This window comes from Massilia putida (assembly GCF_001941825.1).
Lineage (GTDB): Bacteria > Pseudomonadota > Gammaproteobacteria > Burkholderiales > Burkholderiaceae_D > Telluria > Telluria putida.
In genome coordinates, this window is sequence record NZ_CP019038.1 from 3384114 (window position 1) to 3404182 (window position 20069).

General features: G+C 66.2%; 18 protein-coding genes. 10 read left to right on the forward strand and 8 right to left on the reverse strand.

The features are described 5' to 3' along the window. Nucleotide 1 precedes the first annotated feature (1 nt). Nucleotides 2–511: an RNA 2',3'-cyclic phosphodiesterase gene (gene thpR / locus BVG12_RS17260; RefSeq protein ID WP_075793475.1), complete on the forward strand. Its 510-nt coding sequence runs from the start codon at nucleotides 2–4 to the stop codon at nucleotides 509–511. Between the two features lie 69 nt (nucleotides 512–580). Here the strand turns inward: thpR and BVG12_RS17265 are convergent, their stop codons facing one another. Together BVG12_RS17265 and BVG12_RS17270 are read right to left on the reverse strand one after the other, a co-directional pair. Continuing rightward, nucleotides 581–1747, reverse strand: coding sequence for an MFS transporter (locus BVG12_RS17265; protein ID WP_075793476.1), 1167 nt, complete (start codon nucleotides 1745–1747; stop codon nucleotides 581–583). Then, nucleotides 1744–2523, reverse strand: a complete 780-nt coding sequence (locus tag BVG12_RS17270) for a DeoR/GlpR family DNA-binding transcription regulator (RefSeq protein WP_075793477.1) — start codon at nucleotides 2521–2523, stop codon at nucleotides 1744–1746. Before BVG12_RS17270 ends, BVG12_RS17265 begins: the two co-directional genes overlap by 4 nt. Before the next feature lie 149 nt (nucleotides 2524–2672). Between BVG12_RS17270 and BVG12_RS33505 the strand changes: the two genes are divergently transcribed. Next, on the forward strand, nucleotides 2673–3269 hold the full coding sequence (locus tag BVG12_RS33505) for a response regulator (RefSeq protein WP_083685147.1): 597 nt from the start codon (nucleotides 2673–2675) through the stop codon (nucleotides 3267–3269). A gap of 12 nt (nucleotides 3270–3281) precedes the next feature. Continuing rightward, on the forward strand, nucleotides 3282–4262 hold the full coding sequence (locus tag BVG12_RS17280) for a hybrid sensor histidine kinase/response regulator (RefSeq protein WP_083685150.1): 981 nt from the start codon (nucleotides 3282–3284) through the stop codon (nucleotides 4260–4262). Between the two features lie 12 nt (nucleotides 4263–4274). Here BVG12_RS17280 and BVG12_RS17285 read toward each other — a convergent pair whose 3' ends face one another. Beyond that, complete coding sequence (locus tag BVG12_RS17285; RefSeq protein ID WP_179966271.1) at nucleotides 4275–5621, reverse strand: glutamine synthetase family protein; 1347 nt, start codon at nucleotides 5619–5621, stop codon at nucleotides 4275–4277. Between the two features lie 165 nt (nucleotides 5622–5786). On the opposite strand from BVG12_RS17285, the gene BVG12_RS17290 reads away from it, so the two are divergent. After that, entirely contained in the window at nucleotides 5787–6872 is a 1086-nt protein-coding gene (locus tag BVG12_RS17290) for a sensor histidine kinase (RefSeq protein ID WP_229503907.1), read from the forward strand. Beyond that, the gene (locus BVG12_RS17295; protein ID WP_075793478.1) at nucleotides 6869–7630 is read left to right on the forward strand and encodes a LytR/AlgR family response regulator transcription factor; all 762 of its coding nucleotides are present in this window, start codon (nucleotides 6869–6871) and stop codon (nucleotides 7628–7630) included. The genes BVG12_RS17290 and BVG12_RS17295 overlap by 4 nt, the downstream gene beginning before the upstream one ends. Before the next feature lie 129 nt (nucleotides 7631–7759). On the opposite strand, the gene BVG12_RS17300 is transcribed toward BVG12_RS17295, so the two are convergent. Next, entirely contained in the window at nucleotides 7760–9244 is a 1485-nt protein-coding gene (locus BVG12_RS17300) for an aldehyde dehydrogenase (protein WP_075793479.1), read from the reverse strand. 142 nt (nucleotides 9245–9386) lie between these two features. Here BVG12_RS17300 and BVG12_RS17305 point away from each other — a divergent pair, with 142 nt between their 5' ends. Continuing rightward, nucleotides 9387–10844, forward strand: a complete 1458-nt coding sequence (locus tag BVG12_RS17305) for a high affinity choline transporter 1 (protein ID WP_179966272.1) — start codon at nucleotides 9387–9389, stop codon at nucleotides 10842–10844. A 159-nt stretch (nucleotides 10845–11003) separates the two neighbouring features. Here the strand turns inward: BVG12_RS17305 and BVG12_RS17310 are convergent, their stop codons facing one another. The 3 genes from BVG12_RS17310 to BVG12_RS17320 form a co-directional block, all read right to left on the reverse strand. Beyond that, complete coding sequence (locus tag BVG12_RS17310) at nucleotides 11004–12446, reverse strand: aspartate aminotransferase family protein (RefSeq protein WP_075793480.1); 1443 nt, start codon at nucleotides 12444–12446, stop codon at nucleotides 11004–11006. A gap of 27 nt (nucleotides 12447–12473) precedes the next feature. Further along, nucleotides 12474–13844 (reverse strand): glutamine synthetase family protein, encoded by a 1371-nt coding sequence (locus BVG12_RS17315; RefSeq protein WP_075793481.1) that lies wholly within the window; start codon nucleotides 13842–13844, stop codon nucleotides 12474–12476. A 126-nt stretch (nucleotides 13845–13970) separates the two neighbouring features. Beyond that, nucleotides 13971–14729, reverse strand: a complete 759-nt coding sequence (locus BVG12_RS17320) for a gamma-glutamyl-gamma-aminobutyrate hydrolase family protein (RefSeq protein WP_075793482.1) — start codon at nucleotides 14727–14729, stop codon at nucleotides 13971–13973. Nucleotides 14730–14983: 254 nt separating this feature from the next. Here BVG12_RS17320 and BVG12_RS17325 point away from each other — a divergent pair, with 254 nt between their 5' ends. Next, complete coding sequence (locus BVG12_RS17325) at nucleotides 14984–16438, forward strand: NAD-dependent succinate-semialdehyde dehydrogenase (RefSeq protein WP_075793483.1); 1455 nt, start codon at nucleotides 14984–14986, stop codon at nucleotides 16436–16438. 133 nt (nucleotides 16439–16571) lie between these two features. On the opposite strand, the gene BVG12_RS17330 is transcribed toward BVG12_RS17325, so the two are convergent. Next, nucleotides 16572–16943 carry a nucleotide pyrophosphohydrolase gene (locus BVG12_RS17330; protein ID WP_075793484.1) on the reverse strand — a complete coding sequence of 124 codons (372 nt, stop codon included), beginning with the start codon at nucleotides 16941–16943 and terminating at the stop codon, nucleotides 16572–16574. Between the two features lie 96 nt (nucleotides 16944–17039). On the opposite strand from BVG12_RS17330, the gene gntR reads away from it, so the two are divergent. From gntR to BVG12_RS17345, 3 genes are all read left to right on the forward strand, one after another. Further along, on the forward strand, nucleotides 17040–18068 hold the full coding sequence (gene gntR / locus BVG12_RS17335) for an HTH-type transcriptional regulator GntR (RefSeq protein ID WP_075793485.1): 1029 nt from the start codon (nucleotides 17040–17042) through the stop codon (nucleotides 18066–18068). Nucleotides 18069–18179: 111 nt separating this feature from the next. Further along, complete coding sequence (locus tag BVG12_RS17340; RefSeq protein ID WP_075793486.1) at nucleotides 18180–18710, forward strand: gluconokinase; 531 nt, start codon at nucleotides 18180–18182, stop codon at nucleotides 18708–18710. Between the two features lie 34 nt (nucleotides 18711–18744). Beyond that, nucleotides 18745–20061: an MFS transporter gene (locus tag BVG12_RS17345; protein WP_075793487.1), complete on the forward strand. Its 1317-nt coding sequence runs from the start codon at nucleotides 18745–18747 to the stop codon at nucleotides 20059–20061. Nucleotides 20062–20069 lie beyond the last annotated feature (8 nt).

Below are 20069 nucleotides of genomic sequence, written 5' to 3' on the forward strand. Positions count from 1 at the left end.
CATGGACGCGCAACCGGACACCACCCGTCTGTTCCTGGCGCTGTGGCCGATTGAGCCCGTGCGGGACCAGCTGCGCGCATGGCGCGATGCGTGGACGTGGCCGCGCGGCGCGACGCCCGTCCACACCGATAAACTGCACGTGACCCTGCACTTCCTCGGCAACCTGCCCAGCAGCCGGCTGCCCGAACTGCTGGACGGCCTGCAGGTGCCCTTCACGCCTTTCCAGCTGCAGTTCGGCCGCCCCGTGCTGCAGCACAGCGGGATCGCATGGCTGGAACCGCACACCGAACCGCAGCCGCTGCTGGACCTGCATGCGCGCCTGTCCGACGCCTTGCTTGCGCTGGGCCTGACGCCGGAAGCGCGCAAATACCGGCCGCACGTGACGATGGCGCGGCGCGCCAACGGGGCAGTCATCCCCGCAGCAGGTCCGGCGATCGACTGGGCGGTCACGCATTACGCCCTCGTCGCATCACACGCCGGCGCCTACACGGTGTTAAAAGAATACGGGTAGGGCGGGCACCCCGTGCCCACGTAACGCCGCCACATCGCAAGCGTCCGCGTGGGCGGAGGGCCGCCCACCCTACGGCAAAACGCGTTTCGAATTCGCGGCGATCACGATCCCCGATAACGACAGGATGCCCAGTGCCACCGCGATATTCGCATGCGCCGCGATCGATCCGATCAACGGCGGCGCCATCAACAGGCCCGCGTAGCCGAGCGTGGCCACGGTCGCGAGCCCGCCGCCGGCCGACATCCCCGGCATGCGCGCGGCCGCCGCGAAGATCAGCGGCACGACGTTCGCCGCCGACAGGCCGATCAGCGCGAAGCCCAGCGCCGACAGCCAGAAATGCGTGCTGACCACGGCCAGCATCAACCCCGCGAACATACCGAGCCCGCCCACGGTCATCACGCGCAGCGGCCCGAAACGCAGCACGAGACGGTCGCCGGCGAAGCGGCAGGCGGCCATCGTCACCGAGAACGCGGAGTAGCCCAGGGCCGCCGATGCGGCGTCGACCTTCGTGCGTTCCGTCAGCAGCAGCGCGCTCCAATCCACAAGCGCCCCCTCGACGGCGAAGCACAGCAAACCGAGCATGCCGAGGAACAGCGCGGGCCCGCGCGGCAACGCGAAGTGACTTGCATGCGGCGCCGACGGCACCGCGAGCAGCCTGCGCGCGCACCATGCGACGACGACCGCGATGGCAACGCTCACCGCCAGCGCCCCGCTGCCGTCGCCGAGACCGGCGGCGATCAGCAGGCCGCCCAGTGCGGCGCCGACGAGGCCTCCGAGGCTGAAGAAGCCGTGGAACGAGGACATCGTCGGAATGCCGCGCGCCGCCTCGACCTCGCTGGCGTTGGCGTTCATCGCCACGTCCAGCACGCCGTTGCTGGCGCCGAACGCGTACGCCGCGAGGAACAGCGGCACGACGCCGCCCACGTTCATCAGGAGGGCACTCGTCAGCGCGAACAGCAGGCCGCTGCCGATGACGACGGCGCGCGTGCCCCAGCGTCCTGCCATCCAGCCGGACAGCGGCATCGCGGAGATCGCCCCGCCGGCGATGGTCAAGAGCAGGAAGCCGAGCACGCCCGTGTCGATGCCGGCGCGCGCCTGCACGAGCGGCACGTGCGCGGCCCACACGCCGATGCCGGCGCCGTTGAGCAGGAAGATCGTCGAGACGGACCAGCGCGCGGCGTTCAAGCCCGCGGCCGGCGCGCGTTCGAGGGTCAGGCCGTCGTCGATGCGGCTCATGCGCGGCTCCTTGCGGCCAGTACGATCTCGGGCGCGCGCTCACCCTTGCGCAGGCGCGCGACCACGTCCGGCGCGGCATCCGCTTCCAGCACGAGGCGGTCGATCTCGTGGAGTGGCGCGATCGCGAACGGCGCCGGCGCCTCCAGCCGTTCGTTCAGCGCGGCCACGACGCGCCGGCTGCCCACGGCCAGGATGGCTTGCTTGAGGACGGCTTCCTCGACGTCGCTCGCGCCCAGGCCGCGCTCGGCCTCGACGCTGCACACGCCCACGACCGCCACGTCCACGCGCAGGCGCTGGATCTCGGCCAGCGTCTGCGCGCCCAGCACGGCGCCGACGTGGGCCGAATACACGCCGCCCAGCAGCACGACGCGCGTGGCGCGCAAGTGGCCCAGCCCCAGCGCGATCTGCGGACTGTTGGTGATGATGGTGGCCGCCAGCCCGTCTTCCAGCTGGCGCGCGAACGCGAGGTTCGTCGTGCCGGCATCGACCAGCACCGTGTCGCCCGGGCGCACGCTGTCCGCCAGCGCGCGCGCCAGCATCTCCTTGCGTGCGCCGTCGGCATCGAGCCGCTGGCCGAAGCTGGGCACGGCCTGCGTGCGCCGCATCGCGCCGCCATGCACGCGGCGCAACAGGCCGGCCGCGTCCAGGTCGCGCAAATCTCTCCGGATCGTGTCTTCCGATGTGTTGAACCGCTGCGCCAGTTCGGCCGCCAGCACCTTGCCTTGCTGCTCGACCGTGTCGACGATGTGTTGCCGTCGTTCTTCCGCCAGTTGCATATGCCCTCCTCGATGCCGGTCACTGTACACGTTTACGCACAAAGCAGCAATAATCAATACAAACGTGCACATCCATGCATACCGGCGGCCTGATGGTTGGTTCGTGATGCGTTCGTTGTTACACTTGCCAAATTCATTATCAGAAAAATATGCATCAGTCCGCCGTCATCCTGATCGTCGACGACTACCTCCTGATCCGCACCGCCGTGCGCCAGGTGCTGACGGAGCTCGGGTTCGCCAACATCTTCCAGGCCGATAACGGCAAGACGGCGCAGGACCTGATGCGCAAGCAGCCCGTCGACATCGTGATCGGCGACTGGGGCATGCCCGTGATGAGCGGCCTGGACCTGCTGCACTGGATGCGGCACGACGCGCGCTATGCGCAGACGCCGTTCATGATGCTGACGGCCGAGGCGAATCCGGCCTCCGTGCGCAGCGCCTTGCAGGCCGGCGTCAACGCCTACATGATCAAGCCGTTCACGGTGCACAGCTTCGCCAGCAAGTTCATGGCGATGATCGGCACGGTGCAGGACAGTGCGGCCGCCGCTGCGGTGCCTGCCGGCGCGGCGCCCGCGCCGGAACCGAAGGCCGACGCCGCGCCGCCGGTGCTGAAGCCGACGCCCGTCCAGGCCGACGTCATCGGCCTGCAGGCGCCGCTGGCCGAGCGCCTCAAACGCTGCACGGTGCTGATCGTGGACGACGTCCCCACCAACATCGAGGTGCTGGCCGGCGCGCTGAAGGACTAGTACGCGATCAAGGTGGCGATCAGCGGTCGCAAGGCGCTGGAAATCGCCCGTGCCTTCCCCGTCGACCTGATCCTGCTCGACATCATGATGCCCGTGATGGACGGCTTCGAGACGTGCCGCCACCTGAAGTCCGATCCGAAAACGGCGCACATCCCGGTCATCTTCCTGTCCGCGAAGGACGCCGTCGACGACATCGTGGGGGGCCTGAGCCTGGGCGCCGTCGACTATGTCTCGAAGCCGGCCGACCCGACGATCCTCAAGGCGCGCATTGCGACGCACCTCGCGTTGGCGACGGCGATGGGCGACCTGAAACGCCAGAACGATTTACTGATCGAGAACGCGCACCTGCGCGAAGACGTCGAGCGCATGACGCGCCACGATCTCAAGAGCCCCATCGCCGTCACGCTGCACGCGAGCCAGGCGCTGCTCGGCAGCGATCTTCCCGACCCGCAGCGCGAGCATGCGCACATGATCGAGATGGCCGCCAACCACGCGCTCGACATGATCAACCGCACGCTCGACATCCACAAGATGGAAAAGGGCGAGTATCAAGCCGCGCTGCAGCCGTTCGACCTCGCAGCCCTGCTGTCGCGCGTGGCGCAGCAGACGGAGCTCGCGTTCACGGACCGCCGCATCGCGATCCATTTCGCGGCACCGGGCGACACCGTGTGCCTGGGCGAATCGCTGCTGTGCTATTCGTTGTTCACGAACGCCTTCAAGAATGCGGCCGAAGCGTCCCCGCCGGGCGCCACGATCAAGGTCGACGTGGCGCCGGGGGTAGGCAGCCTGCACGTCGTCATCGACAACGAGGGCGAGGTGCCGCTGACCATGCGCGGCCGCTTCTTCGACAAGTACGCCACGGCCGGCAAGGCCGGCGGCATGGGCCTCGGCACGTATTCGATCCGCCTGATGGCCGCGGTCCAGGGCGGTGACGCCACCATGGAGACGAGTGACGGGCACACGCGCCTGACCGTCACCCTGCCCAGCGTATGACGCACGGTGGGGTCACACCAACAACATCAGGTGCTCCCGCTCCCACGAACTGATCACACGCGAAAACGTCGCGAACTCCAGTTCCTTCACTTCGCAGAACGCCTGCACGAACAAGGGCCCCAGCATGTCGGCCAGCGCCGGACACCCGCGCAGCTGCAGGATCGCATCCTCGAGGTTGCGTGGCAGGTCGCCGTGGATGTGCTCCGCGCTCTCCGGCGTGGGCGCCGACGGCTCCACCCGTTCGACCATGCCGAGAAAGCCGCAGGCCAGCGTCGCCGCCATGGCCAGATACGGGTTCACGTCGACGCCGGGCACGCGGTTTTCCACGCGCCGGCTGGCCGGCCCGGAATTCGGAATGCGGATGCCGCACGTGCGGTTGTCGTAGCCCCAGTGCACATTCATCGGCGCCGACTGGAAGCGCGACAGGCGCCGGTACGAATTCACGTGCGGCGCGAACAGCAAGGTTGCCGGCGGCACGTATTTTTCAAGGCCGCCGATGAAGTGCCGGAACAGCGCGCTTTCCGACCCGTCCTCGTTGGAAAAGATGTTGCGGCCTTCCGCGTCGACGATGCTCTGGTGCACGTGCATCGCACTGCCCGGCTCGGTCTCCATCGGCTTGGCCATGAACGTGGCGAAAATGCCATGGCGCAGCGCCGTCTCGCGCACGGCCCGCTTGAACAGGAAGACGCGGTCGGCCAGTTCGAGCGCGTCCCCGTGCGTAAAATTGATTTCCATCTGGCCCGCACCGGCCTCGTGGATCAGCGTCTCGACGCCCAGCTCGTGCTGCTTGCAGAACGCCGACAACTCCAGGAAGAACGGATCGAAATCGTTCACGGCATCGATCGAATACGATTGCCGGCCCTGCTCCGTGAAGCCGCTGCGGCCCGTGGGCGGACTCAGCGGTTCGTGCGGATTGGTCGTGCGCGCGACGAGATAAAACTCCATTTCCGGCGCGACGACGGGTGTCCAGCCGCGTCCGGCATATCGGGCGAGCACGTGGCGCAGCACGGAGCGCGGGGCCAGGTCGACCTGGCTGCCGTCGAAGTTCATGCAATCGTGGATCACGAGCGCGACGCGCTCCGTCGCCCAGGGCACGACGCGGATCGTGGCCGGGTCGGGCACGCACACCATATCGGGATCGATGGAGCCGACATACGGCGTATTGTTGGGTTGTTCGCCGTGCACCGTGTTCAGCAGGACGCTCTTGGGCAACCGCATGTGCTCGCCGGCCAGGAACAGGTCTTTCGGAAGGATCTTGCCGCGGGCTATGCCCGTCATGTCGGCGATGACGCACTCGACTTCGTGGATGTTATGTTCGCGCAGGAAATCGCGCATCGGATCATGCGCTTCGGAATCCATCACACTCCTCGCTTCACTCGATGCGGGTCACTATAGCATCGGGGTTGTTTGTGGCGCGCGCGGGTTGGAACCCCGTCGTTCCCCAATCTCGCAATTCGTTGCCCGCTTACCGCACTTCGCGTCATGGACGTTCCGCCGGGCGCGATCCTGCGTCATACTTTCTGAATGGAACAGCTGACGAGGACCACGACGACGATGCCGACCGGCGGCATGTGGCGCAACTACGCCTGCGCCTGGCTCGCGTACATGGTGCTGCTCGCGGTCGTGCTGCAGCTTGCCGATCCGAACCAGCGCGGCTTCAACTGGCACAACATGGTCCCGATGTTGTGGATCGTGCCGCAGGCCCTCGTGCTGGCCCTGCACTGGCCGCTCAGCGGCTGGATGGAACGCCGGCGCGTGTCGTTCGCGGCGCGGTGCGTGATCCACGGGCTCGGCGCACCGACCTATGCCATCCTGTCGTACGCGCTGCCCGCGTTGCTGTCCGGCGCCACGCAGCCGCTGTCGTTCTACGTGTGGCCGGTGCTGTATTCGATGATGGGCTACGGCGTCATCGCCACCACCTTCCACATGGTGCGCACCAACGCGGCGCGGCGGCGCCAGGAAGTGGCCATGCAGCAGGCGCACGCGCTGCTCGTGGCGACGGAGCTGAACGCGCTGCGCAGCAAGCTGAATCCGCACTTCCTGTTCAACACGCTGCACTCCATCATCGCCCTCACCCGCCGCGACCCGAGCGCCGCCGAGACGGCGCTCTTTCAATTCTCCGACATGCTGCGCTACGTGCTGGACACGGAAAAGACAGGCAACGACCGCGTCACCCTGGACGACGAGCTGGGCTTCGTGCGCGACTACCTGGAGCTGGAAAGCCTGCGCCTCGGCCCGCGCCTGAAGGTCGACTGGGAACTGGACGATGCCGCGTCCGGCCGCATGCTGCCCGCGCTGTCGCTGCAGCCGCTCGTCGAGAACAGCATCAAGCACGCGTTCAATCCGCACAGCCGGCCGGGCCGCCTCTTGATCCGTACGCGCATCGACGCGCACACGGGGACGCTCGTGCTGTCCGTCGGCGACGACGGTCCCGGCGCCGACATCGGCCGCGTGCGCGCATCGAACGGCCTGGGCCTGCGCACCGTCGAGCGCCGCCTGCAGCTCGAATACGGCATGGACGAGGGCCTGGCCATCGACACGGCGCCGGGCGCCGGCTTCGTCGTCACGATGGCCATCCCGCTCGCCGCCAACGACAAGGATTTCACATGACTCAACCGAGTGCCCGGACCGTGTTCATCGCCGAGGACGAACCGCTCGCGCGCGACGTCCTGCGCGACTTCATCTATGCCCATGCCGGCCTGCGCCTCGTGGGCGAAGCGGCGAACGGCGCCAGCGCGCTCGCGCAGATCGACCGCATCCGCCCCGACATCGTCTTCATGGATATCCAGATGCCCGAGATGACGGGCCTGGACGTGCTGCGCCGCCTGACCGTCGTGCCCGACATCGTGTTCACGACCGCGTACGACCAGTACGCCGTGACCGCGTTCGAACTGAACGCCGTCGACTACCTGCTGAAGCCTTTTACGCGCGCCCGCTTCGACGCGGCCGTCGCGCGCCTGCTGGAGACGCCCGGCGCGGCCGTGCCGGCACGCGACGTCGTCGACGGCGCCCTCGCGCAGGCCGTGCAGCGTGCGCCAAGCAGGATCGAACGCATCCTCGTGCGCGACCGCGGGCGCATCTTCCCGCTGTCCGTGAACGAGATCGCCTACCTCAAGGCGGACGCCAAGTACACGGCGATCGCCGCGCGCGGCCACACCTTCCTCGTGCGCATCGGCATCTCGGAACTGGAAGCCCAGCTGGACCCGGGCCGCTTCATCCGCATCCACCGCTCCGCGCTCGTCAACCTCGACTTCGTCGATTCGATGCGCGCGGACGATCAGTCGCAGCTCGAGATCACGATGCGCGACGGGGCCGTGCTGACGGCGAGCCGGGAGGCGTCGAAGGTGTTGAGAGAGATGGCAATCTGAGCGTCGGCCCGCACCCTCGGCACGTCATTCCCGCGCAGGCGGGAATCCATGCCGAGTTCTCGGCCGGCATACTGAAAATTCGGTAGCGCAGTATGGGTTCCCGCTCTCGCGGGAACGACGGTCTGTGGCTTAAAGCTGAATCCACGTGGTCTTCAACTCCGTGTACTTGTCGAACGCATGCAGCGACTTGTCCCTGCCGTTGCCCGACTGTTTATAGCCGCCGAACGGCACCGTGATGTCGTCGTTGTCGTATTGGTTCACGTGCACGGTGCCCGCGCGCAGCCGGCGTGACGTGCGGATCGCGCGGCTCATGTCGGCCGTCCACACGGCGGCGGCCAGGCCGTACGGCGTCGCGTTGGCCTGGCGCACCGCTTCATCCAGGTCCGTGAACGACAGCACGGACAGCACGGGCCCGAAGATTTCCTCGCGCGCGATGCGCATCGTGTGGTCGACGCCGTCGAACAAGGTCGGCTCGATATACAGGCCCCCCGTCTCCGCGCGCGCCGCGTTGCCGCCCGCGAGCAGGCGCGCGCCCGCGGCCTTGCCGTCCTCGATATAGCCCAGCACCGTCTTCATCTGGGTCGCGTCGACGATCGCGCCCATCACCGTCGCCTCGTCGAGCGGGTCGCCCGGCGCGTACTGCGGGGTCAATGCCAGGGCCTTGTCGAGGAACGCCTGCCGGATCGATTCCTCGACGAACAGCCGCGACGGCGCATTGCAGCTCTCGCCCTGGTTGAAATAGATCGAGCCGATGGCGCTGGCCACGGCCGCATCCAGGTCCGGGCAATCCGCGCACACGATGTTGGCGGATTTGCCGCCCAGCTCCGTCCACGCGCGTTTCAGGTTCGATTGGCCCGCCATCTGCAGGATCTGCTTGCCCACGCGCGTGGAGCCGGTAAAACCGATGCAGTCGACATCCATGTGCAGCGCGAGCGCGCGGCCCGCTTCGTCGCCGTAGCCGGGCAGCACGTTGAACACGCCTTCCGGCACGCCGGCTTCCAGCGCCAGCTCGGCCAGCCGCAGCGACGTCAAAGGCGCCTTTTCCGACGGCTTCAGCACGACGCTGTTGCCGCTTGCCAGCGCCGGACCGATCTTCCACGCGGCCATCAGCATCGGATAATTCCACGGGATGATGGCGGCCACGACGCCGACCGGCTCGCGCGTGATCAGGGCCAGGCTGTCCTGCGGGCTCGGCGCGACCTGGTCGTAGAGCTTGTCGATGGCCTCGCCGTACCAGCGGATGCAGTTCTGCGCCAGCCGCACGTCCACGCTCTTGCTGTAGCGGATGGGCTTGCCCATGTCGAGGGTTTCCAGCAGGGCGAGTTCGTCCTCGTGGGCGAGCATCAGGTCGGCGAAGCGGATCAGGGTACGCTTGCGTTCCGCCGGCGCCTTGCCGGCCCAGCGGCCGTCTTCGAACGCGGCGCGGGCGCCGGCGACCGCCGCATCGACGTCGGCCGGTCCGCAGCGCGCGACGTCGCCCAGGATGCGGCCGTCGACGGGCGATATATTGTCGAAACGGGCGCCGGAGAGGGCGTCGACGCGCCGGCCCTGGATGACGGCGCGGCCGTCGATGTGCACCGTTTTGGATCGTTCGTGCCAGTCCATTGCCCCCATATCGTCTCCTTCTGGATACCATCTGTTGTCAGGCCGATACTAGCAAACAAAATCGATCCAAATGCCGATTTCTGCCGCTATAATCGCGAATTTTTCCCATCCGCATTTTCTATTTCCGCCGTCGCCGGGAGCACTTACTGATATGAACACCATCCTGATTTCATCCGTCGTGCTCTACCTGCTCGGCACGCTCGGCCTGGGCGTCTGGGCCGGGACGCGGATCAAGGACACGTCCGACTTCGCCGTCGCCGGCCGCAGCCTGCCGCTGATCATGGTCGTGACGACGACGTTCGCCACGTGGTTCGGCGCCGAGACCGTGATGGGCATCCCGGCGAAATTCGTGCAGGGCGGCCTGGGCGCCCTCGTGGAAGACCCGTTCGGCGCCGGCACCTGCCTGATCCTCGTCGGCCTGTTCTTCGCCGCCCGCCTGTATAAGCTGAACCTGCTGACGATCGGCGACTACTACCGCGCCCGCTACGGCAAGGGCATCGAAGTGTTCTGCTCGGCCGCCATCATCCTGTCCTACCTCGGCTGGGTCGCGGCGCAGATCACGGCGCTGGGCCTCGTGTTTTCCGTGCTGACGGGCGGCGCGATGTCGGAGACGGCCGGCATGATCGTCGGCACGCTCGCCGTGCTGATCTACGTCGTGATCGGCGGCTTCCTGGCCGTCGCGATCACCGACTTCATCCAGATGATCGTGCTGGTCATCGGCCTGTCCGTCATCGCCATGTTCTCGGCGAAACTGGCCGGCGGCACGGGCGCCGTCATCGACATGGCCCACAACGCCAATCTGTGGCACTTCCTGCCGCAGGCGAAGTTCACCGATATCGCCTTCTTCGTCGGCTCGGCCGTCACGATGATGCTGGGCTCGATTCCGCAGCAGGACGTGTACCAGCGCGTGATGTCCGCGAAGAACGCCCCGACGGCCCGCGCGGGCGCCGTGATCGGCGGCGCCAGCTACATCATCTTCGCGTTCGTGCCGATGTTCGTCGTCGCGTGCGCCGTGATCGTGATGGGCAATGATGCGATGGAACTGGCCAAGAGCGATTACCAGCGCGTGCTGCCCACGTTCGTGATGACGAAGATGCCGCTGGTCATGCAGATCCTGTTCTTCGGCGCGCTGCTGTCCGCGATCAAGAGCACGTCGTCGGCCACGCTGCTGGCGCCGTCGACCAGCTTCACGGAAAACATCCTCAAGAACCTGCGCCCGGGCATGAGCGACCGCCAGCAATTGCTCGCGATGCGCGTCACCATCGTCATGTTCGCGTCGCTCGTGCTGGCGTACGCCATCGCGATGAAGGGCACGTCGATCTACGACCTCGTTTCGTCCGCTTACCAGGTGACGCTCGTCGGCGCGTTCGTGCCGCTCGTCACCGGCCTGTACTGGAAGCGCGCGACGACGCAGGGCGCGATCGTGTCGCTGGCGGCGGGCATCACCACCTGGATCGTGTTCTTCCCGCAGATTTCGCCGCTGGGCGAAGTGTTCCCGGGCCAGCTGGCCGGCCTGCTGGCGGCGTTCGCCGGCATGGTCGTCGGGTCGCTGGCGCCGCAGGTGCTCAAGAACAGGCATGAGCCGCACAAGACGGCGGTGAGCGTGTAACGTCAAAGGCCCCGATACGTGTTCGGGGCCTTTTGTTTTGCGGCGTCGGTTGCGGTGTATGGATTCCCGCTTTCACGGGAATGACGGCCTGTATCGTCGTTCCCGCGGAAGCGGGAACAGCCCACCGGGCTGCTCCCCATGCTGAACATCCCGGAACCACTACGGTTTTACCCATCCCCGCGCGACCACATCCGCCAACGTCCGGTCCAGACAAAACCGTATCCGCTCCACCATCTCATCGATCTGCGCATACGTCATCACGAGCGGCGGCGCCACGATCATCCGGTCCCCGACGGCGCGCATGATGACGCCGTTGTCGAACATGTGCTGCCGGCACACCATCCCCGCCCCCAGCGCGCGCGCGAACGGCTCGCAATCGTGCACGGTCGCGCCCTTGCGCCGCACGAGGTTCAGGCCCGCCGCCATGCCGATGCTTTCCGTGTGCCCGACGAGCGGGTGGTCCGCCAGGCGCGCGAACGCGACCTTCAGGTGCGGACCCGTCTCGCGCGCGACCTTGTCGACCAGCTTCTCGTCCTCGATGATGCGCAGGTTTTCCAGCGCCGCCGCGCAGGCGACGGGGTGGCCGGAATACGTGAAACCGTGATTGAAATCGCCGCCGCGTTCGATCAGCGCGCGCGCCACCCGCTCGCCGACCAGCACGCCGCCGAGCGGCACATAGCCCGACGTGACGCCTTTCGCGAACGGGATCAGGTCCGGCCGCATGCCCATGCGCTCGCAGCCGAACCACGTGCCCAGCCGGCCGAAGCCGCAGATGACTTCGTCCGAGACGAGCAGGATGCCGTACTTGTCGCAGATGCGCTGGATCTGCGGCCAGTAGGTCTGCGGCGGGATGATGACGCCGCCCGCGCCCTGCACCGGTTCGCCGATGAACGCGGCGACCTTGTCCGGCCCCAGCTCCAGGACCTTCTGTTCGAGCCAGTCGGCCGCCAGCAGCCCGAATTCCGCTTCGGACAGGCCCCGTCCGTGCTCGGTAAAATTCGGCTGCTCGATGTGGTGGATGCCGGGGATCGGCAGCGCGCCCTGGGCGTGCATCGCGTCCATGCCGCCCAGCGACGCCCCGGCCACCGTGCTGCCGTGGTAGGCGTTGCGGCGGCTGATGACGATGTGTCGCTCCGGCTGGCCCATCAACTGCCAGTAGCGCCAGACCATGCGCAGTGCCGTGTCGTTCGCTTCCGAGCCGGAACTGGTGAAGAACACGTGCTCGAAGCCGGGCGGTGCCAGGCCCGCCAGCTTTTCCGCCAGCTTCACGGCCGGCACGTTCGTCGTGTTGAAGAAGCTGTTGTAGAACGGCAGAACGTCCATCTGCCGGGCGACGGCTTGCGTGATGGACGCGCGGCCGTAGCCCACGTTCACGCACCACAGGCCGGACATGCCGTCGATGATTTTATTGCCGTCCGAATCCCACAGGTAGATGCCCTCCCCGCGCACCATCACGCGCGCGCCCCGGGCGCTCAGGGCGCCGTGGTCGGTGAACGGATGCAGGAAGTGGGCGCTGTCGAGTTGTTGCAATGTGCGGGTGTCATGCTCCTCCCGGACCGGCGCGCGCAGGCCTGCCTCGAATGCCATGGTGTCGATAGTCATGATGATCTCCTCGTCGTCGTCGCATGGTCATACGTGCAGTAACAGGTGTTCCCGTTCCCACGGGCTGATGACGGTCATAAATTCCTGGTGCTCCAGTTCCTTGACCGCGGAATAGACGTCGATGAAGCGCTCGCCGAGGATGTCGCGCAGGTGGTCCTCGCCGCGCAGCAAGGTCAGCGCCTCGGACAGGCCTTGCGGCAGCTCGACCTTCATCTTGTAGGCGCTGCCCTCGACCATGGGCGTCGGCTCCAGCTGTTCCTGGATGCCGAGGTAACCGCAGGCCAGGGTGACCGCCAGCGCGAGGTAAGGATTGGCGTCGGCGCCGATCACGCGGTTTTCCACGCGCCGGTCCTGCGAGCCGGACACGGGCACGCGGAAGCCCACGGTGCGGTTGTCCACGCCCCATTGCAGGTTGATCGGGGCGGCCGTGTGGCGCACGATGCGGCGATAGGAATTCACGTACGGCGCGACGATCGCCATCGCGGACGGCATGTATTTCTGCAGGCCGCCGATGTAGTGGCGGAAGAGATCCGACGGGGAGCCGTCCGGATTACTGAAAATGTTGCGGCCGGATTCCGCGTCGACGACGCTCTGGTGCACGTGCATCGCCGAGCCGGGCTCGCCAGCCATCGGCTTGGCCATGAAGGTGGCGTACATGTCGTGCTTTAACGCGGCTTCGCGCAGGGTGCGCTTGAAATAAAAGACCTTGTCGGCCAGGCCCAGCGGTTCGCCGTGCTGGAAATTGATCTCCATCTGGCCGGCGCCGATCTCGTGGATCAGCGTGTCGACGTCGAGGCCCATCATGTCGCAGTAATCGTAGATGTCCTCGAACAGCGGATCGAATTCGTTGACCGCGTCGATGCTGTAGACCTGGCGGCTCGTCTCGGAGCGGCCGCTGCGGCCGATCGGCGCGGCCAGCGGCAGGTCGGGGTCGATGTTTTTCGCCGTGAGATAGAACTCCAGCTCGGGCGCGACGAGCGGTTTCCAGCCCTTTTTCTCATACAGCTTCAGCACGCGGCGCAGCACGCTGCGCGGCGCGAAATCGACGAGCCTGCCGTCGGCGAAATAGCAGTCGTGGATCACTTGCGCGGTCGGGTCGACGGCCCACGGCACCATCGTGATCGTGCCAGGGTCGGCCTTCAGGATCATGTCGCGGTCGGTGGTCGAGATGGCGCGGTCGAAGGCGTCGTCGTCGGAGGGCGAATTGCCGGTCACGGTCATGCCCAGCACGATTTCCGGCAAGCGCATGCCGCGGTCTTCGGTGAATTTGACGCGCGGAAGGATTTTTCCACGCGCGACGCCGGTCAGGTCGGGGACCAGGCATTCGATTTCGGTGACTCGTTTACCGTTGAGCCACTCGTCCATGTCGTTATACGAAAAATTGTCGCGGATAGCCATGATGTTCTCTCTGTCCGTTGAATGTTGACAGCCGCGCGCGGACGCGCCGCCCGCGGGCTGCGTGGATGTCGAGCAGGGATCCGGGAAGCTATGGGACGGGCGTGACCGCCCATTTGGCGTCGGGGGTCATCGTGGTGTCCGTTTTGTAGCTTGGTAAGTGCGGCAGGCCTTGCCGAACGCACCGAACATCTTCATCGAATGCGGATTGTGGACGATGCGCCATTCCGGATGCCATTGCACGGCCAGCGTGAAGCCGGGCGCGTTCTTCACGGAGAAGGCTTCCACGAGCCCATCCTCGGCCGTCGCTTCGACGACGAGGCCCGGCGCCAGTTCGTTCACCCCTTGGCCATGCAGCGAATTCACCGGGATTTCTGGCAGGCCGATAATCTGATGCAGCATGCCGCCTTCCACGAGCTGGATCTTGTGGGCGTCGCCATACTGCTCGTCCATGCCGAGTTCCGGATTCTCCCGGTGATCGAAGTGCCCCGGCACGGCCTGCACGGCCTGGTGCAGGCTGCCGCCCAGCGCCACGTTCATTTCCTGGAAACCGCGGCAGATCGCGATGATCGGAATGCCGCGCTTCACGGCCGCGCGGATCAGCGGCAAGGTGGTCTGGTCGCGCGCCGGATCTTGCGGCAGCGATGGGTCGAGCAACTCTTCGGAGTAATAGCTGGGGTGCACGTTCGAGGCCGAGCCCGTCAGCATGATCCCATCGCACAGCGCGAGCATCGTCTCCAGGTCGAGCGCTTCCCCCAGCGACGGCAGGATCAGCGGCGCGCAGTCGGCACCGAGGACGACGGCGTCGATATACTTGTGCTGGGCCGCGTGATAAGGGTGTTCACCGAAATCGCGGGTGCAAGCGGGGACGAAAACGATCGGGCGCATGGTCTCTACCTTGTCGTGAGCGCACAAGAACCATCATACGTACAAACTGGTCCGAATGCGAGTGGCCGTTGTGTCAGATCAAGGAACGCACATTCCCAAGCAATGCTTCCCTGGAATCTGCTAGTCGAGCGGGTTCGTAACCCGTAGCAAAAGCTTAACGTCAACTGAAAGACGATGCCAACACAAACGGTCCGGAGGACCTGGCGCGACGTGGTATCGTAGTCGCCACGCTCGAACGCGATGACGAGGTGCGTATGTTCAAGCTCAACGATCCCTCCCTCCTGCGCCAGCAGGCGTATATCGACGGTCGCTGGTGCGACGCCGACGCCGGCAAGACGGTCGCCGTCGTCAATCCCGCCACCGGCGAAACGCTCGGCACCGTGCCGCACATGGGGGCCGAGGAAACCCGGCGCGCCATCGACGCGGCCAATGCCGCCTGGCCCGCATGGCGCAAGAAAACGGCGCGCGAACGCGCCCTCGTCCTGCGCAAGTGGAACGACCTGATGCTGGAGAATGCCATCGACCTGGCGTCCATCATGACGGCCGAGCAGGGCAAGCCACTGGCCGAATCGAAAGGGGAAATTGCCTACGCCGCCTCGTTCTTCGAATGGTTCGGCGAGCAGGCCAAGCGCATCGAGGGCGACGTGCTGGAATCACCCGCGCCCGACCGCCGCATCGTCGTCACGAAGGAACCGATCGGCGTGTGCGCCGCGATCACGCCGTGGAATTTCCCGGCCGCGATGATCGCCCGCAAGGTCGCGCCCGCGCTGGCCGCGGGCTGTCCCATCGTCCTGAAACCGGCCGAGCTGACGCCGTATTCCGCCCTCGCGCTGGCCGTGCTGGCCGAACGCGCCGGCGTGCCGCCGGGCGTGTTTTCCATCGTGATCGGCGACTCGAAAACGATCGGCGCCGAGATGTGCGCGAATCCCGTTGTCCGCAAGCTCAGCTTTACGGGATCCACGGCCGTCGGCCGGTTGCTGATGGAACAATGCGCGCCGACGGTCAAGAAGCTGTCGCTGGAACTGGGCGGCAACGCGTCGTTCATCGTGTTCGACGACGCCGATCTCGACGCGGCCGTCGAAGGCGCGATGGCCTCGAAATACCGCAACATGGGACAGACCTGCGTGTGCGCCAACCGCATCTATGTGCAGGATGGCATCTACGATGCGTTCGCGCAAAAGCTGACGGCGGCCGTCGCGAAACTCAAGGTCGGCAACGGCATGGAACCGGGCGTGAACCAGGGGCCGCTGATCGAAGAAAAAGCTGTCGAGAAAGTCGAGCATCACATCGCGGACGCGCTCGGCAAAGGCGCCCGCCTGCTGCTGGGCGGCAAGCGCCATCCGCTGGGCCACACGTTCTTCGAACCGACCGTGCTGGCCGACGTCACGCCGCAGATGCTCATCTCGGACGAGGAAACCTTCGGCCCCGTGGCGCCGCTGTTCCGCTTCAAGACGGAGGACGACGTGATCGCCCTCGCCAACGCGACGGAATACGGCCTGGCGTCGTATTTCTACGCGCGCGACATCGGCCGCGTGTGGCGCGTGGCCGAGCGGATCGAATCGGGCATGGTGGGCGTGAACACGGGCCTGATCTCGAACGAGGTCGCGCCGTTCGGCGGCGTCAAGCAATCGGGCCTGGGCCGCGAAGGATCGAAGTACGGCATGGACGATTATCTCGTCATCAAGTACATCTGCCTAGGCGGCATGTGACAGGCAGGATGGACGGCTCCACCCGGCTGCAGGGTGATCGGAAACGTGAACGCCGTCCACGCGTTCACGTGCCGGCTGTGTGGTCGCGATTTGCGCAAGATTGTTGAATGCGTGGACCGCGAAGCCGTCCACCCTACCGTTTGTACTCGTGATACTTGCGCGCGTCCCCGCGTACCTGGTCGGCCGGATACTTCGCGCGGTTGAGCACCATCTTTTCCTGCACGGCGGCGAGCAGGTCGACGTCCAGCTTGTCCGCCAGGCGCACGAGGTAGACGAGCACGTCCGCCATCTCGTGGCGCACCTCGACGAGCTTGTCCGCGCCGAGCTCGTCCGCCCGGCCGTGCTGGAGCCATTGGAAATGTTCCAGCAGCTCGGCCGCTTCCACCGTCAGCGCCGCGGCCAGGTTTTTCGGCGTGTGGAACTGGTCCCAGTCGCGCTCCTCGACGAATTCGCGCACAATGGCGCGCAAGCACGCCAAGTCGCCAAGTGACGGATCATTTGCCATAATAATCATGCTCCAATACAAGAATCCCGCATGGGACGCCATGATACTCCGGCCGGACCCGGCCCCGACGCTGATAACGCTACCAAACAACGCACGATGAATAAACCAGAAACTCTGCGCAGCCGCGCCAGCGGCCGCGTCACGTTGGCCGAGGTGGCGGCCCGGGCCGGTGTCGGGACCATGACGGTGTCGCGCGTGATCAACCAGCCGGAGCTGGTGTCCGCCGCGTTGCGCACGCGTATCGAAGAGGCGATCGCGGAGCTGGGCTACATCCCCAACCGCGCCGCCCGCGCCCTGGTGTCGGCGCAGTCGAAGGTGATCGTCGTGCTGGTGCCCTCGCTGTCGAATGCCGTGTTCACCGACGTGCTGGCCGGCGTCCAGGACGCACTGGGCGGCGACGGTTACCAGATCCTGATCGGCAATACGATGTATTCGGATGCCGAGGAAGAGAAGCTGCTCGGCATCTACCTGCAATCGAACCCGGACGGCGTGTTGCTCTCCGGCCTGACGCACAGCAAGCAGGTCACGCACATGCTGGCCACGTCGAAGCTGCCGGTCGTGTCAATGATGGATTTGGCGAGCGAGCCGGACGTCATGTCTGTCGGCTTTTCGCAACTGGAAGCCGGCTACACGATGACGCGCTACCTGATCGACAAAGGCTACAAACGCATCGGCTTCATGGGCGCGCAGCGGGACGAACGCACGTTGAAACGGGCGGAGGGCTACCGCCGCGCCCAGCGCGACGCGGGCCTGTACGATCCCCGGCTCGAGGTCATGGTCGGCGACCCCTCCTCGCTCGCGCTCGGCTCGGAACTGCTGGGCCGCATGCTGTCGGTGACGCCCGACTGCGACGCCATCTTCTGCTGCAACGACGACCTGGCGCAGGGCGCCATCTTCCAGTGCCAGCGGCGCGGCATCGCCGTGCCCGGCCGGCTGGCCATCTGCGGCTTCAACGACCTGCCCGTGTCGGCCTGGATGAATCCGTCGGTCACCACCATCGCCACGCCGCGCTACCGCATCGGCTATGAAGCCGCCCAGCTGTTGCGCGCCGTCATCCAGGGCGAGAAGCCCGCCGTCACCCGCATCGATCTCGGCTTCACGCTGATGGCGCGCGAGAGCGCCTGACCCGTCTGCTGCGCTGCAGCATAGAAATTTCTTTACAAAGTCATCGATCGGAGTAGACTCGGCCGTCCTGATAGCGCTATCAGATTTATCAAGAATTATCAGAGACAGACCATGCCCATTCCCGTTCCATCATCGTATGCCCGACCGGCCCGCTGGGTCGTCATGGGCGTCTCCGGCTGCGGCAAGAGCGAAGTCGGACAACGCCTGGCACAAGCACTGGGCGTCCGCTTTCTCGAAGGCGACGCCTATCACAGCCCGGCTAACGTCGCCAAGATGGCCGCCGGGATTCCGCTCGACGACGCCGACCGTGCCGACTGGCTGCGCGCCCTGCAGGCCGAGATCGCCCAAGCCCGGGCGAGCGGCGCAGGCTTTGTACTGGCCTGCTCGGCCCTCAAGCGCCGTTACCGCGACGTGCTGCGCGACGGCGCGCCGGACCTGCGCTTTGCCCACCTGAGCGGGCCGCGCGACCTGATCGCCGAGCGCATGCTGGCGCGCACGGCGCACTACATGCCGGCGTCGCTGCTCGACAGCCAGCTGCGCGACCTCGAACCGCTGCAGCCGGACGAATCCGGCGTCCTGCTGGACATCCGCAAACCACTCGCCGTCCTCACCGACGACATCCTTCACCCCGAGGGTCGCTAGAACCCATCACTCAATCACACAGGAGACGACAACCATGACATTCACAAGACAACAAGGCATCCCCCGCCGCCGCTGGGGCATCGGCGCCCTGCTCGGCATGGGCGTGCTGATCAACTACATCGACCGCATCGGCCTGTCCGTCGCGGCCCCGCAGATCAAGGACGTGTTTCACCTGAGCGCCGTCGAACTGGGCCTGCTGTTCTCCGCGTTCGCGTGGTCGTATTCGCTGCTGCAGATTCCGGTCGGCATGGTGCTGGACCGCTTCGGCCCGACCAAGGTCGGCCGCTGGGGCGCCTTCCTGTGGGGCGTGGCTTCCGTGATCACGGCATTCTCGAGCGGCTTCGCGGGCATCTTCATCGCGCGCATCCTGCTGGGCGTGGCCGAGGCGCCCGCCTTTCCGGTCAGCTCCAAGGCCACCGGCTACTGGTTCCCGCGCAACGAGCGCGGTCTGGCGACCGCGATCTTCGATGCGGCCGCCAAGTTCTCGAACGTGATCGGCGTACCGCTCGTCGCGATCACGGTGGTGAGCGCCGGCTGGCGCTGGGGTTTTGCGCTGACGGCCACGCTCAGCTTCCTGTACTTCATCGCCTTCACCTGGCTGTACCGCGACCCGAGCGCGGACAAGCGCCTGTCGAAAGCGGAATACGATTACATCCAGCGCGGCGGTGCCGCTCCGGAAGGTCCGGCCGACGCCGGTGCCCTGAACATGCTGGGCTATCTGCTGACCAAGACCAAGGTGTGGGGCCTGACGATCGGCTTCGCCGCCTACGGTTACACCTTCTATCTGTTCCTGACCTGGCTGCCCGGCTACCTGGTCGAGGCGATGCACATGAGCATCCTGAAATCGGCCGGCTTCGCCGCGATTCCGTGGGCGTTCGCCACCGTCACCGATCTGTTCGTCGGCGGCTGGCTGATCGATCACCTCATCTCGCGCGGCAAGGATGAATCGACCGTGCGCAAGACCGTGCTGATCGTCGGCATGTTCTTCGGCCTCGCCGTGTTCGGCGCCACGCAAACCACCGATCCGGCCTGGGCCATCTTTTGGATCTCGATCGCGCTGGGCGGTCTGGCCGCGGCCGCACCGGTCGGCTGGTCGCTCCCGTCCCTGATCGCACCGAAGGGCGGCGCCGGCACCATCGGCGGCATCATGAACTTCGCCAACAACCTGATGGGTGCCGCGGCCCCAATCGTGACCGGCATGATCGTCGGCGCCACCGCCTCGTTCACCAACGCCTTCTTCGTCGCCGGCGTCATCCTGCTCGTCGGCATCGTCTGCTTCGTGTTCGTGCTCGGGAAGATCGAGCCGATTCCGGATCCGGAACCGGTCCGCGCAACGGTCACGGCTGCCTGAAAGGAAAA

Bases quoted from the DNA above. Each gene is read 5' to 3' on its own strand.
- thpR (WP_075793475.1), top strand. From the start codon at position 2: ATGGACGCGCAACCGGACACCACCCGTCTGTTCCTGGCGCTGTGGCCG.
- BVG12_RS17265 (WP_075793476.1), bottom strand. From the start codon at position 1,747: ATGAGCCGCATCGACGACGGCCTGACCCTCGAACGCGCGCCGGCCGCG.
- BVG12_RS17270 (WP_075793477.1), bottom strand. From the start codon at position 2,523: ATGCAACTGGCGGAAGAACGACGGCAACACATCGTCGACACGGTCGAG.
- BVG12_RS33505 (WP_083685147.1), top strand. From the start codon at position 2,673: ATGCATCAGTCCGCCGTCATCCTGATCGTCGACGACTACCTCCTGATC.
- BVG12_RS17285 (WP_179966271.1), bottom strand. From the start codon at position 5,621: ATGGATTCCGAAGCGCATGATCCGATGCGCGATTTCCTGCGCGAACAT.
- BVG12_RS17290 (WP_229503907.1), top strand. From the start codon at position 5,787: ATGGAACAGCTGACGAGGACCACGACGACGATGCCGACCGGCGGCATG.
- BVG12_RS17295 (WP_075793478.1), top strand. From the start codon at position 6,869: ATGACTCAACCGAGTGCCCGGACCGTGTTCATCGCCGAGGACGAACCG.
- BVG12_RS17300 (WP_075793479.1), bottom strand. From the start codon at position 9,244: ATGGGGGCAATGGACTGGCACGAACGATCCAAAACGGTGCACATCGAC.
- BVG12_RS17305 (WP_179966272.1), top strand. From the start codon at position 9,387: ATGAACACCATCCTGATTTCATCCGTCGTGCTCTACCTGCTCGGCACG.
- BVG12_RS17310 (WP_075793480.1), bottom strand. From the start codon at position 12,446: ATGACTATCGACACCATGGCATTCGAGGCAGGCCTGCGCGCGCCGGTC.
- BVG12_RS17315 (WP_075793481.1), bottom strand. From the start codon at position 13,844: ATGGCTATCCGCGACAATTTTTCGTATAACGACATGGACGAGTGGCTC.
- BVG12_RS17320 (WP_075793482.1), bottom strand. From the start codon at position 14,729: ATGCGCCCGATCGTTTTCGTCCCCGCTTGCACCCGCGATTTCGGTGAA.
- BVG12_RS17325 (WP_075793483.1), top strand. From the start codon at position 14,984: ATGTTCAAGCTCAACGATCCCTCCCTCCTGCGCCAGCAGGCGTATATC.
- BVG12_RS17330 (WP_075793484.1), bottom strand. From the start codon at position 16,943: ATGGCAAATGATCCGTCACTTGGCGACTTGGCGTGCTTGCGCGCCATT.
- gntR (WP_075793485.1), top strand. From the start codon at position 17,040: ATGAATAAACCAGAAACTCTGCGCAGCCGCGCCAGCGGCCGCGTCACG.
- BVG12_RS17340 (WP_075793486.1), top strand. From the start codon at position 18,180: ATGCCCATTCCCGTTCCATCATCGTATGCCCGACCGGCCCGCTGGGTC.
- BVG12_RS17345 (WP_075793487.1), top strand. From the start codon at position 18,745: ATGACATTCACAAGACAACAAGGCATCCCCCGCCGCCGCTGGGGCATC.